The sequence below is a fragment of the Pseudomonas sp. S2_B07 genome, from assembly GCF_054668435.1.
Window position 1 is genome coordinate 777,246 of record NZ_CP162769.1, and the last position, 13,908, is coordinate 791,153.

A 13,908-nucleotide genomic window follows, 5' to 3' on the forward strand; every position below is an offset into this window, starting at 1 on the left:
CACTCCAACTCGGGCACTCGATGAAACGCTACGAAAAATTCGCCGACGACATCGCTGAACTGATCCGCTCCGGCGTCCTTGGGCCCGGCCAGCGCGTGCCATCGGTGCGCTACGCCAGCCAGACCTACGGCGTGAGCCCGTCCACGGTATTCCAGGCCTACTACCTGCTCGAACGCCGAGGCCTGATCCGCGCCCGCCCGCGCTCCGGCTACTTCGTCAACGTCCACGCACCGAGCCCGTTCTCGGAGCCGGTGATCAGCAGCCAGGTCAGCGAGTCCACCGAAGTCGACGTCAGCGAACTGGTGTTTTCGGTGCTCGATTCGATCAAGGACCCGAACACCGTCCCGTTCGGTTCTGCCTTTCCCAGCCCGACCCTGTTCCCTTTGCAGCGCCTGTCGCGCTCGCTGGCCAGTGCTTCCCGGGAGATGGACCCGCGCATGGTGGTCACCGACATGTCGCCCGGCAACCCGCAATTGCGTCGGCAAATCGCCCTGCGCTACATGGTCGGCGGGCTGATGCTGCCGATGGAAGAGTTGCTGATCACCAACGGCGCCCTCGAAGCCTTGAACCTGTGCCTGCAAGCGGTCACGGAACCCGGCGACCTGGTGGCCATTGAAGCGCCCGCGTTCTACGCCTGCCTGCAAATACTCGAACGGCTGAAACTCAAGGCCGTGGAAATCCCGGTGCATCCTCGGGACGGCATCGACCTCGGGGTACTGGCGCAGACACTGGAGCGTCATCCAATCAAGGTCTGCTGGTGCATGACCAGTTTCCAGAACCCGATGGGCGCGACCATGCCCGAGGCGAAAAAGCAGGAACTGGTGGAATTGCTGCGCCGCCATCAAGTGCCGCTGATCGAAGACGACGTCTACGCCGAGCTGTATTACGGGCAACAGGCGCCGAAACCGGCCAAGGCGTTTGATACCGAAGGGTGGGTGATGCACTGCGGCTCGTTCGCCAAAAGTCTGGCCCCCGGCTACCGCATCGGTTGGGTCGCGGCCGGGCGTTTTGCGCAGAAGATTGAACGTCTGAAACTCATGACCTCACTCTGCGCTTCGATGCCGGCGCAGGCCGCCATCGCCGATTACCTGCAACACGGCGGTTACGACCGGCATTTGCGTAAATTGCGTTATGCACTGGAAGAACAGCAAAGCGCCATGCTCGCCGCCATCGCCCGCTACTTCCCGGCCCAGACCCGCGTCAGTCAGCCGGCCGGCGGCTACTTCTTGTGGCTGGAATTGCCGCCGCAGATGGATTCGCTGAAATTGTTCCAGATGGCCTTGGCGCAAGGCATCAGCATCGCGCCGGGGCCGATCTTTTCGCCGACGCAGCGGTTTCGCAATTGTATCCGGCTGAACTATGGCAGTCCCTGGACCGAGGATTCGGAGAAGGCGATGGAAACACTGGGAAGGATTGTGCGGTCGTTCTGACGTTTTGACGTTGTCTTGACTGTCGCGAGCAAGCTCGCTCGCTCCCACAGTGGATTTTCAGTGTCCACAAAACCTGTGGGAGCCAGCTTGCTCGCGATGAGGCCAGTAAAGGCAATACAAAAGCTATGGATTAACGCCCACCGCCAAGATCAACAAAAGTCCCGGTCGCATAAGAAGCTTTATCGGACAGCAACCACACAATCGCCTCCGCCACTTCATCCGGCCTACCACCGCGAGCCATCGGAATCGCCGACTCAAGCTTGCTGACCCGGTCCGGATCCCCGCTCAGCGCATGGAAGTCGGTGAAGATTAACCCCGGCCGCACGGCGTTGACGCGAATGCCCTCACCCGCCACTTCCTTGGACAGACCAATGGTGAAGCTGTCCAGCGCACCTTTTGACGCGGCGTAATCCACGTACTCGTTGGGCGAGCCCAAACGCGAGGCCACCGACGACACGTTGACGATGCTGCCACCCTGCCCGCCGTGTTTTGGCGACATGCGCAGGATCGCGTGCTTGGCGCAGAGGATCGGCGCCAGGACGTTGGTCTTGAGAATTTTGAGAATGCGGAACTCGGACATTTCGTCGACCCGGGACTTGTGCCCGACGGTGCCAGCGTTGTTCACCAGTGCCGTGACCCGGCCCAGTTCGGCGTCCACGCGGCGGAACATGGCGATCACTTCATCTTCGATGCTGACATCGGCGCGCACCGCAATGGCCTGGGCGCCCAGTGCGCGGACTTGCTCCAGCACACTTTGCGCGGCGGACTCGTCAGACTGGTAGTTGATACAGATCCGATAGCCCTGTTCGGCGGCCAGCAAGGCGGTGGCGGCACCAATGCCGCGGCCGCCACCGGTGATGACGATGACTTTGTCCATGTAAGCGTTCCCCCAATCCAACATAAGCAGTCGGGATCAAGAATAACCGCCATTGCCGGCTTTTGCATGGGCTCACATCAACAGATACGACCAACACCTCCACACCGCCGACTGCCCGCCCCGACCGACCACCCGACCGTAGCAGCTGACGAGCAGCGCGAGGCTGCGTCCGGCTGCGCAGCAGTCGTGAACCCTACGCACGCGATCTGTCTGAAACACCGCGCCGCCTGAATTCACGACAGCTTCGCTGCCGGACGCAGCCTCGCGCTGCTCGTCAGCTGCTACAGGTCGCACGGGTTCAGGCGGTGGTCAGTTGTTCTGCGCGCAGGATGTCGACCATGAAGCGGTCCGCCGGCAGCGGGTGCCCCAGCAGATAGCCCTGCAACGAATCACATCCCAGCTTGGTCAGGAAGTCTTGCTGCACGCCGGTTTCGACGCCTTCGGCAACGATCCGCAAGCCCAGCGCCTGCCCGAGTGCGACGATCGCGGAGACAATCGCCGCGTCGTCGCTGTCGTGTTCGAGGTCGCGGACGAAACCGCGGTCGATCTTCAACTCATTGGCCGGCAGGCGCTTGAGGTACATCAGGCTCGAATAGCCCGTCCCGAAGTCATCGATGGACAGGTCGACGCCCATGGCCGAGAGTTCCTGCAACACCGTCATGCTCGCATCGGCGTCGCTCATGGCGGTGGTTTCGGTGATTTCCAGGGTCAGGCTATTGGCCGGCAGTTGATGGGCGCTCAGGGCCCTGGCGACGCTTTGAACCAGCCCGGCATGGCAGAACTGCAACGCCGAGAGGTTCACCGCGATCCGCCAGTCGGTGTAGCCCAGCACATACCATTCGCGCATCTGACGGCAGGCTTCGTTGAGCACCCACTCGCCGATCGGAATGATCAATCCGGTTTTTTCCGCCAGGTCGATAAACGTGTCCGGCAGGATCATGCCACGCGTCGGATGCGCCCAACGCAGCAGTGCTTCGGCGCCCACTGGCCGACCATCCATCGCGTCGAACTTGGGCTGGTAATAGAGACTGAACTGTTTCTGTTCGAGCGCATTGCGCAAATCCTGCAGCAATTGCAGCTGCTTGCGCGCATTGCTGTTCATTGAGGCGTCGAAAAAGCTGTAGCCGTTTTTCCCGGCACCCTTGGCGTGATACATCGCAGCGTCAGCGTTCATCAGGAGGTCTTGGGCGGTCTGTCCATTGCCCGGGTACAGCGCGATGCCGACGCTGGCGGAAATCTGCAAGTCATGTTCAGCCACCCGGAACGCGCGAGCAATCAAACCGACCTGACGCGCCGCCAGGCTCAGCGCATCATCCGGCTCGGCAAGCCGCACCAGTAGCACAAACTCATCGCCGCCAATGCGCGCCAACGTGTCCTGACTGCGCAAATCTTCGCGCAAACGCAGGCTGACTTCGCGCAACAACTGATCGCCCATGTGGTGGCCAAAGGCGTCATTGACCGGCTTGAAGCCGTCGAGGTCGATGAACATCAACGCGAAACAACCGCCCTGCTCCTTTACCTTCGACATCGCCTGCTCGATGCGATCGGCCAGCAAGACGCGATTGGGCAAACCGGTCAGAGGGTCGTGCAAAGCCAGTTGCGTCAGTTCGCGGTTGGCTTCGGTGAGCGAACGCGCCAAGTCCGCGGTGCGCGCTTCCAGACGTGCATCCAGCACCGATGTCAGCAAGGCGATGCTCAGCACCGCCAGCGTGGTGATCAGCACCAGATTGTCCAGGCCCTTGCCGTTCAAGCCGCTGACGGCCGCCCCACAGAAACTGCCGTCCGGGAAACGCGCTGCCGCCATGCCGGTGTAGTGCATGCCGACGATGGCGATGCCCATGATCACCGCCGCGCCCGCGCGGATCAGGCCGACGTAAGGCGTGTACTGGCGCAGACGGAAAGCGATCCAGAGTGCCGCGCCGGACGCGCCAACGGCGATCAGCAACGAGGTGCCAAACAATGTCGGATCGTAATCGATGCCCGGTTGCATGCGCATGGCAGCCATGCCGGTGTAGTGCATCGCACTGATCCCGGCGCCCATCGCTAGCGCGCCAAACGCCAGTTGCCAGGCTGGCAACTTCGGCTGACTGACAAGCCAAAGGGCAAATCCGCAAGAGAGAATGGCGGTCAGCAGCGACAGGACGGTGATCGTGAGGTCGTAGCCCAGGTCAATCGGCAAATTGAACGCGAGCATCCCGATGAAGTGCATCGACCACACGCCAATGCCCATGGCAAAGGCACCACCCGCCGTCCACAGATGCACCGCCCGACCTTTGGCCGTGGCGATGCGCCCGGTCAGGTCGAGCGCGGTATAGGACGCAAGAATCGCCACACAGAGCGAAATGATAACCAGGGTGGGTGAATAGCTACCGATCAGCATGAGACTTCTCGCGAGCGCCCGCCGTAGAGCGTCCTTACTCGGGGGGCAAATGCGGGCGATTGTACTGATTGCGCAAAAGAACGCACTGACAAAATAAGCAATTGGCCATCAACCCGATGAAACGCTTGTTTGATGCCCAGCAACCCTACGGGGTTATTTGTTTTCGCTGACCTGCAACGCCCCGTCCCAACCGCCGCCCAGCGCAGCGATCAATTGCACACTGGCAATCAACCGGCTCTGCAAAAGATCCAGCACGTTGCGTTCGTTGTTCAACGCCGTGGCTTGAACCACCACCACATCCAGATAAGCAATCAGACCGGCCTTGTACTGATTCTGGGTCAGGCGCAACGAGATACGCGCGGCCTCCAGCGCTTCCTGGCGCACGCCGGCTTCCTGCTCCAGCACCTTGAGTTGCACCAGGTAGTTTTCCACTTCGCGGAAGCCGTCGAGCACGGTCTGGCGGTACTTGGCCACCGTCTCGTCGTAGGCCGCCTCACTGCGATCGACTTCTGCCGAACGCTGGCCGCCATCAAACAAGGTCATGGCCAGTTGCGGCCCGACCGACCAGAAGCGGTTCGGCACGCTGATCCAGTTGGAATAGGTGCTGCTGCTATACCCGCCGTTCAGGCTCAAGGTGAAATCCGGGTAATACGCCGCCTTGGCAACGCCGATATTGGCGTTGGCGGCCATCACCGAGCGCTCGGCGGAGGCAATGTCCGGACGACGTTCCAGCAATTGCGAAGGCAGGCCCACCGGCACTTCGGGCAGGGTCGGGATGGTGGTGGTTTCTGCCAGGCTGAACTCGGCGGGAGGCAGCCCGATCAACACGGCAATGGCGTTCTCGAACTGGGCACGCTGCCAGATCAGGTCAACCATGTCGGCCTGGGTGCCTTTGAGCTGGGTTTGCGCCTGCGCCACGGAGTCCCGGCCGGAAACGCCAGCGCGGTATTGGTTTTCAGTCATGGTCAGCGAACGTTGATAGGCCTCGACCGTGGCTTCCAGCAAACGTTTCTGTTCGTCGATCACCCGCAATTGCAGGTAGTTCTGCACCAGCTCGGACTGCTGGCTCAGGCGCATCGCGGCCAGGTCGGCAAAGCTTGCCTGGGCATTGGCGGTGTCGGCTTCAAGGCCTCGGCGCAGTTTGCCCCACACGTCTGCTTCCCAACTGACTCCAGCCTGGGCGGTGTAGGTGTCACGAATACCGCTGGAGGAGCTGGTCAGGCTCGAACTGCTGCTGCCGGTGCCCTGGCTGGAGCGGTTTTTGCCGACGGTCAAATCCACTGTCGGAAAAAACGCCCCGCGCGCACTGCGCACCAACGCCTGGGCCTGACGGTATTGGGCCTCGGACTGGGCCACTGTCTGGTTGGAGCGGTTGAGTTGCTCGATCAGGCCGTTGAGCTGCTGATCGCCATACAACTCCCACCAGGCACCGCGCGCCAGGGAGTCGCTCGGACTGGCCTGACGCCAGCCTGCCGCTTCCTTGTATTGCACCGGCGCAGCCGCTGGCGGGCGCTGATAGTCCGGGCCGACAGCACAAGCGCTGAGCATCGCCACGCACAGCGCCAGGCTCAGCAGACGCGAGCCTCGGGCGGCAGCCAGCGGGACAGCCAGATTGATAAGCGAACGGTCAGTCATAGCGGAGTTTCCAGAGCAGCATCGGTACGCACCCCACGCCATTTATTGAAGCGATGGCGCAGTTTGTCGAGATAGAGGTAAACCACCGGGGTGGTGTAAAGGGTCAACACCTGGCTGAAGATCAGCCCGCCAATAATCGTCAAGCCCAGTGGCTGGCGCATTTCCGCCCCTTCGGCCCGGCTCAGCAGCAACGGCACGGCGCCGAGGATCGCCGCCAGGGTGGTCATCAGGATCGGACGCAAACGTTGCAGGCACGCACTGCGAATCGACTCCAACGGTGCCAGGCCTTGATGGCGTTCAAGTTGCAGTGCGAGGTCGATCATCAGAATGGCGTTTTTCTTCACCACGCCGATCAGCAGAAACAGCCCCAGCAACGAGATCAGGCTGAACTCGCCGCCCAGCGCGTAGATCGACAGCAACGCGCCGACCCCGGCTGACGGCAAGGTGGACAGAATGGTCAGCGGATGGATGTAGCTTTCATACAGCACACCCAACACCAGATAAACCGCCAGCAGTGCGCCGAGAATCATCCAGGGCTGGCTCTTCTGGGTGGCGGCGAACGCATCGGCGGTGCCGGCCATTTTCGCGATCACGTCTTCAGGCAAACCGACTTTGGCAATCGCCCGTTCGATGGCAGCGGTGCCCTGCTCGACCGTCACGCCTTCGGCCATGTCGAACGACAGGCTTTCGGAGGCAAACTGACCTTCGTGGCTGACCCGATCGTCTTCCAGGCTGTTTTCGTAGTGAGCGATGGTCGACAACGGAATCCGCGCGCCATCGGCGGTGATCACCTGCACTTGCTTGAGCGTCACCGGGTCCTGGGCGTATTTCGGGTCGACCTCCATCACCACCTGATACTGGTTGAGGCTGTCGTAAATCGTCGAAATCTGCCGCTGGCTGTAGGCGTTGTTCAGTACAGCCGTGACCATGCTCATGTCGACACCCAGGCGCTTGGCCTGATCGCGATCGACGATCAGCGTGACCTGCCGCGCACCGCGACCTTCCCGAGCGTCGATCGCCGTCAATTCCGGCAACGCCTTGAGCGCGGTGACGACTTTCGGGTACCACTCGCGCAATGCCCCCAGATCACCGCTTTGCAGGATGTAGGAGTACTGCGACGAGGTTTGTTCGCGGCCACCGCCAAACTGCAGGTCCTGGTCCGCCATCAACATCAGCTGTGCGCCGGGAACCTTGGGCATTTCCTTGCGCAGGCGCTCGATGACTTTCTGCGCGGAAATGCTGCGTTCCTTGATCGGTTTGAGTCGCACGATCATGACGGCATTGTTGGTGCCGTTCGTGCCGCCGATGAACCCTGCGACGCTTTCCACCGCGTCGTCCTTGAGTACGGCACGGCGGAAGGTTTCCATCTTCGGCTGCATTACGTTGAACGACAGGCCGTCGTCACCGCGCACAAAACCAATCAGTTGACCGGTGTCTTGTTGCGGAAGAAATGTTTTAGGAACAACCACATACAGCGCAATGTTCACGCCAATCGTCACCAACAGGCTGAGCAAGGTCAGTCGACGGTGACGCAATACCCAATCGAGGCTGGTGGCGTATTTGCCGACCATCCATTCGTTGGCGCGCTGGCTCCAGCGCTGCAATCGGTTTTCCTGGCCTGGCGTGTGTGGCTTCAGCCAACGGGCACAGAGCATTGGCGTCAGGGTCAGCGAGACCACCAGCGACACCACGATGGACGCGGCCAGAGTGATGGAAAACTCGCGGAACAGGCTCTCGATGATCCCGCCCATGAACAGGATCGACAGGAACACCGCCACCAGCGAGACGTTCATCGACAGCAAGGTAAACCCGACTTCCTGAGCACCGAGGTACGCGGCCTTCATCGGCGGCACGCCTTCGTCGATGTGCCGGGAGATGTTCTCCAGCACCACGATGGCATCGTCGACCACCAGCCCGGTGGCGAGGATCAGCGCCATCAGCGACAGGTTGTTCAGCGAGAATCCGTAGAGGTACATCACCGCAAAGGTGCCGACCAGCGACACTGGCACCGCCAGCGTCGGGATCAGCGAGGCACGGAAATTACCGAGGAACAGGAACACCACCAGAATCACCAGCGTCACGGCGATCAGCAGGGTCATTTCCGCTTCATGCAGGGTCGCCTTGATCACCGGCGAGCGGTCCATCGCCAGGTTCAGCTTGACGCTGGCCGGCAGCACCGCCTGCAACGCTGGCAGCTGCGCCTTGATTTCATTGACCGTCTCGATGATGTTGGCGCCGGCCTGGCGGTTGATCACCAGCAGCACCGCTGCGTCGTCATTGAAGAACCCGCTGTTGTAGCGGTCCTCGACGCCGTCGCTGACCTTCGCCACATCCTTGAGGCGCAAGGCTGCACCGCCGTTGTAATGGATGATCAGCGACTCGTAATCCTTGGCTTTTTCCAGTTGATCGTTGGCCTGGACCTGCCATAACCGCTCGCCATCTTCGACCGAGCCCTTCGGCCGGCGCACGTTGGCGTTGGCAATGGTGTTGCGCACATCGTCGAGGGCCACGCCGTACTGGTTGAGGGCTTGCGGTTCGAGCTCGATACGCACCGCGGGCAACGAACTGCCGCCGATCTGTACTTCGCCCACGCCCTGCACCTGCGACAGGCTCTGGGACAGGATGGTCGAGGCCAAATCGTAGAGCTGGCCCTTTTCCAGCACATCCGACGTCAGCGACAGCACCATGATCGGCGCCTGGGAGGGGTTGACCTTCTTGTAGGTCGGCATGCTGCGCATCCCGCTCGGCAGCAGGTTGCGCGAGGCGTTGATCGCCGCTTGCACTTCCCGCGCCGCGCCGTTGATGTCGCGGTCGAGGTCAAATTGCAGGATCACCCGGGTCGAGCCCTGGCTGGAACGGCTGCTCATGGTGTTGACCCCGGCGATGGCGCCGAAGGATCGTTCCAGCGGCGTGGCCACGGTCGAGGCCATGACCTCGGGGCTCGCGCCGGGAAGGCTGGCCTGCACCACGATCACCGGGAAATCCATTTGCGGCAACGGCGATACCGGCAACAGGCCGAAACTCACCCCGCCCAGCAGCATGATCGCCAGGCTCAGCAACATCGTTGCGACCGGGCGCTTGATGAACGGTCCGGACAGGTTCATGGCTGTTCTACCGCTTCCACGGTGTCAGCCTTGTGGCCCCAGCGCCGGCCGAGTCGGTCGAAGTACAAATAGATGACAGGCGTGGTGAACAAGGTCAGCACCTGGCTCACCAGCAACCCACCGACCATCACCAGACCCAGCGGCTGACGCAATTCTGCGCCGGAGCCGGTGGCCAGCATCAGCGGCACCGCGCCAAACAACGCTGCCAGCGTCGTCATCAGAATCGGCCGGAAGCGCAGCAACGCGGCTTGATAGATCGCGGTTTCCGGGTCCATGCCCTGATTGCGCTCTGCATCGAGGGCGAAGTCGATCATCATGATCGCGTTCTTTTTCACGATACCGATCAGCAAAATAATGCCGATGATCGCGATCATGCCCAGGTCATTGCCGCTCAGGATCAATGCCAGCAAGGCGCCGACCGCCGCAGACGGCAAGGTCGAGAGAATGGTGATCGGGTGGATATAGCTCTCGTACAGCACGCCGAGCACGATGTACATGGTCACCACCGCGGCCAGAATCAGCAGCAAGGTGCTGGACAGCGACGCCTGGAACGCCTCGGCCGCCCCTTGGAACTGGGTCTGCACGCCAATCGGCATGCCGATGTCTTTCTGCACCTGGTCGATGATCTCGACCGCATGCCCCAGCGCCACACCCGGCGCCAGGTTGAACGACATCATCACCGCCGGGAACTGGCCGATGTGGGTGATTGCCAGTTGCGCCTGACGCTCTTCGATGTGCGCCAGGCTGGACAGGCGAACCTGCCCGCCGTCCGTGGTTTTCACGTGAATCTGATTCAGCGCATCCGGACCGATCCTCTCCCCGGACTGCGATTGCAGAACCACGCGGTACTGGCTGGCCTGGGTGTAGATGGTCGAAATCTGCCGCTGACCGAAAGCATCGTAGAGCGCATCGGTAATGTTCGACACCGAGACCCCGACCCGTGAAGCGGCATCGCGGTCAATCACCAGATAGACCTGCAAGCCCTTGTCCTGCAAATCGCTGGCAACGTCGGTCAGTTCTGGCCGGTGGGACAATGCATCGACCAGACGACCGCTCCACAGGGCGAGCAATTCCGAATCCGGGGACGACATGCTGAACTGATATTGCGTGCGGCTGACACGGTCTTCGATGGTCAGGTCCTGCACCGGCTGCATGAACAGGCGGATGCCGACCAGCTTGTCCAGTTGCGGTTGCAGGCGGGCAATCACCTGGGTCGCACTCAGATCACGGTCGCTGTGGGACTTGAGATTGATCAGCAGGCGCCCGCTGTTCAGCGTCGAGTTGTCACCGTCGACACCGATGTAGGACGACAGGCTTTCCACCGCTGGATCGGCGAGGACTACCTTGGCCAGCGCCTGTTGACGATCGCTCATCGCCGCGAAGGAAATCGACTGCGGCGCCTCGGAAATGCCCTGGATCACCCCCGTGTCCTGCACCGGGAAGAAGCCCTTGGGCACCACCATGTAGAGGAATACGGTCAACGCCAGCGTGCCGATGGCCACCAGCAATGTCAGCGGCTGGTGCTTGAGCACCCACTGCAATTTGCGCCCGTAGGCCGCGATCATCCAGTCAATCGCCGCGCCGCTGGCCCGGTAGAAACGCCCCTGCTCTTCTTCCTTCGGTTCACGCTTGAGCAATCGCGCGCACATCATCGGCGTCAGGGTCAGGGACACGACCAGCGAAATCAGGATCGCCACCGCCAGCGTGATCGCAAACTCGCGGAACAAGCGCCCTACCACGTCGGCCATGAACAGCAGCGGGATCAATACCGCGATCAGCGACAGGGTCAGGGAAATCAGGGTGAAACCGATCTGCTTCGCGCCTTTGAGCGCCGCATTCAACGGAGTGTCCCCTTCTTCGATAAACCTGGAAATGTTCTCTAGCATCACGATCGCATCGTCCACCACAAAACCGGTGGCGATGGTGAGGGCCATCAGGGTCAGGTTATTGACCGAAAACCCGGCGAGGTACATCACGCCGAACGTACCGACCAACGACAGCGGCACGGCAATCGATGGAATGATCGTCGCACTGGCACGGCGCAGAAACAGAAAGGTCACCATCACCACCAAGGCAATGGCGATCAGCAACTCGTGCTGCACGTCTTTGACCGAGGCCCGAATGGTCTGGGTGCGGTCGGTCAGCACGGTGACGTCGAGACCGGCCGGCAGGTTGTCAGTGATGCTCGGCAGTAACGCCTTGATCCGGTCGACCACCTCGATCACGTTGGCACCCGGCTGGCGCTGAATGTTCAGCAGCACGGCCTGGTTTTCATTGGCCCATGCCGCCAGGCGTTCGTTTTCCGCACCGTCGACGATTTCCGCCACGTCCTTGAGCCGCAACGGCGCGCCGTTGGCATAAGCCAGGATCAGGTTGGCGTAGTCCTTGGGCGACGTCAGTTGATCGTTGGCATCGAGCATCGACACCCGGGTCGGGCCGTCGAAGTTGCCCTTGGGCTGGTTGACGTTGGAAGCGCCGATCAGCGTGCGCACGTCCGACAGGTTCAGACCGTTGGCCGCGAGGGCCTCGGGATTGACCTTGATCCGCACCGCCTGACGCTGGCCGCCAGCAATGCTGACCATGCCAACACCGCTGATCTGGGCGATTTTCTGGGCCATGCGCGTGTCGACCAGGTCATTGAGCTTGGGCAACAGCATGGTTTTGGACGTAATGGCCAGGGTCAGCACCGGGGTGTCCGCCGGGTTGACCTTGTTGTACACCGGCGGTGCCGGCAGGTCCTTGGGCAGCAAATTGGTCGCGGCGTTGATCGCGGCTTGCACCTGCTGTTCGGCGACATCCATGTTGATGTCGAGGCTGAACCGCAAGGTCAGCACCGAGGCGCCGCCCGAACTGGTCGACGCCATCTGGGTCAGGCCGGGCATTTGCCCGAACTGACGCTCCAGTGGCGCAGTGACTGCGCTGGTCATGACATCCGGGCTGGCGCCGGGATACAGCGTCATGACGCGGATGGTCGGGTAATCGACCTGGGGCAACGCCGACACCGGCAGCAACCGATAGGCGATCAAACCGGCCAGTACAATGGCCAGCATGCTCAGGGTCGTGGCGACCGGACGAAGGATGAACAGCCGCGAGATGTTCATGCGCCGCCCTTTTTCGCCTTGTCGGCAGCGGCCGGCTCATTGGCGTCCGCCGCCGATTTGCCTTGCAGGTGACCGGTCGGGGTAGCAGGCACGTCCTCGGGGCTATTGACCACTTCGACTTCGCTGCCTTCCTTCAAGCGGTCGGTGCCTTCCAGGACCACACGATCCCCGGGCGCCAGGCCTTCAGTGATCACAGTGTTCGTGCCATCGCTGGCGCCGACTTTCAACTGACGGATCGTGACCTTCTTGTCGCCGTCCAGCGCATAGGCGAAGGTGCCGTTGGTGCCAAACTGAATCGCCGCCGACGGTGCGAGCACCACCCCCTTGAGGGTGTCGGCCAGCAAGTGGACGTTGACGAACTGATTAGGGAACAGGGTCTGATCGCGGTTGTCGTAGCGCGCCTTGAATTTCAGGGTGCCTGTGGTGGTGTCGATCTGGTTGTCCAGGCTCTGCAAGACACCAGTGGCCTGCAGTTTGGTGTCGCTGCGGTCCCAGGCTTCGACGGGCAGTTTGGCGCCGGTGCGATAGCGGGCCAATACCACGTCAAGGTTGTTTTCCGGCAAGGTGAAGGCGACGCTGATCGGTTGGGTCTGGGTGATGATCGCCAGCGCCGTGGTGTCATTGGCGGCGACCAGGTTGCCGACATCAAGCTGACGCAAACCGACACGCCCGGTAATCGGCGCGCGGATCCTGGTGAATTCGAGATTGAGCTTGGCGTCGTTGACCGCCGCCTGATTGGTCTTGACGGTGCCCAGATACTGACCAACCAACGCCTCGGCAGTGTCCAGGGTTTGCTTGGCGATACTGTCTTCCTTGAACAGCCCTCGATAACGCTCGACATCGACCTGAGCGTTTTTCAGTTGCGCCTGGTTCTGCAGCAACGTGCCTTCGGCCTGGAGCAAGGCGTTCTGATACGGACGCGGGTCGATTTCAGCCAGCAAATCGCCGGCCTTGACCATTTGCCCTTCCTCGAACGCCACCTTGGTCAACTCGCCGCCCACACGGCTGCGCACGTTGATGGTGTTTAGCGCAGTCACGGTGCCCAGCGCCTTGTAATACAGCGGGAAGTCACCCTTGACCGCAGGCGCAACGCGCACGGGCACCGGGCCAGTCGCCCCGCCGAACCCTGGGCGCATCCCTCCGGACCTGCCGGTATGACCGGCCACGGCTTTCTGCCCTGCGCCCTCCTTTTGAGCAGCACCGGTGGGCCAGAATTTCCAGCACACGCCAGCGATGACCAACAGGACAAGCAGGCCGAACAGCCAGCGACGAGGACTACGGGAAGCGGAGGATCGCATTGAATAATCAACCATTGGGCGCGTGGGCTTCTTTTACATGAGGCTGAACGATAAGCACTGGCGGCTATTAAGCAAAGCGGCTT

The 13,908-nt window shown here is 61.6% G+C and carries 7 protein-coding genes; 1 reads left to right on the plus strand and 6 read right to left on the minus strand.

All coding sequences use genetic code 11. The annotated features are described in order from the left end of the window. Positions 1-20 precede the first annotated feature (20 nt). The gene (gene mapR, locus AB4N43_RS03540; RefSeq protein WP_027923456.1) at positions 21-1,430 is read left to right on the plus strand and encodes a GntR family transcriptional regulator MpaR; all 1,410 of its coding nucleotides are present in this window, start codon (positions 21-23) and stop codon (positions 1,428-1,430) included. Between the two features lie 130 nt (positions 1,431-1,560). On the opposite strand, the gene AB4N43_RS03545 is transcribed toward mapR, so the two are convergent. From AB4N43_RS03545 to AB4N43_RS03570, 6 genes are all read right to left on the minus strand, one after another. Beyond that, positions 1,561-2,307: an SDR family oxidoreductase gene (locus AB4N43_RS03545; RefSeq protein ID WP_027923455.1), complete on the minus strand. Its 747-nt coding sequence runs from the start codon at positions 2,305-2,307 to the stop codon at positions 1,561-1,563. Between the two features lie 298 nt (positions 2,308-2,605). Next, a complete protein-coding gene (locus AB4N43_RS03550) occupies positions 2,606-4,687 on the minus strand; it encodes a putative bifunctional diguanylate cyclase/phosphodiesterase (protein WP_027923454.1) in 2,082 nt (693 codons plus the stop codon). Between the two features lie 153 nt (positions 4,688-4,840). Beyond that, complete coding sequence (locus AB4N43_RS03555) at positions 4,841-6,322, minus strand: efflux transporter outer membrane subunit (RefSeq protein WP_027923453.1); 1,482 nt, start codon at positions 6,320-6,322, stop codon at positions 4,841-4,843. Beyond that, complete coding sequence (locus AB4N43_RS03560) at positions 6,319-9,426, minus strand: efflux RND transporter permease subunit (protein WP_027923452.1); 3,108 nt, start codon at positions 9,424-9,426, stop codon at positions 6,319-6,321. The genes AB4N43_RS03555 and AB4N43_RS03560 overlap by 4 nt, the downstream gene beginning before the upstream one ends. Beyond that, positions 9,423-12,527 carry an MdtB/MuxB family multidrug efflux RND transporter permease subunit gene (locus tag AB4N43_RS03565; protein WP_194939986.1) on the minus strand — a complete coding sequence of 1,035 codons (3,105 nt, stop codon included), beginning with the start codon at positions 12,525-12,527 and terminating at the stop codon, positions 9,423-9,425. The genes AB4N43_RS03560 and AB4N43_RS03565 overlap by 4 nt, the downstream gene beginning before the upstream one ends. Continuing rightward, a complete protein-coding gene (locus AB4N43_RS03570) occupies positions 12,524-13,840 on the minus strand; it encodes an MdtA/MuxA family multidrug efflux RND transporter periplasmic adaptor subunit (RefSeq protein WP_059180933.1) in 1,317 nt (438 codons plus the stop codon). Before AB4N43_RS03570 ends, AB4N43_RS03565 begins: the two co-directional genes overlap by 4 nt. Positions 13,841-13,908: the final 68 nt, after the last annotated feature.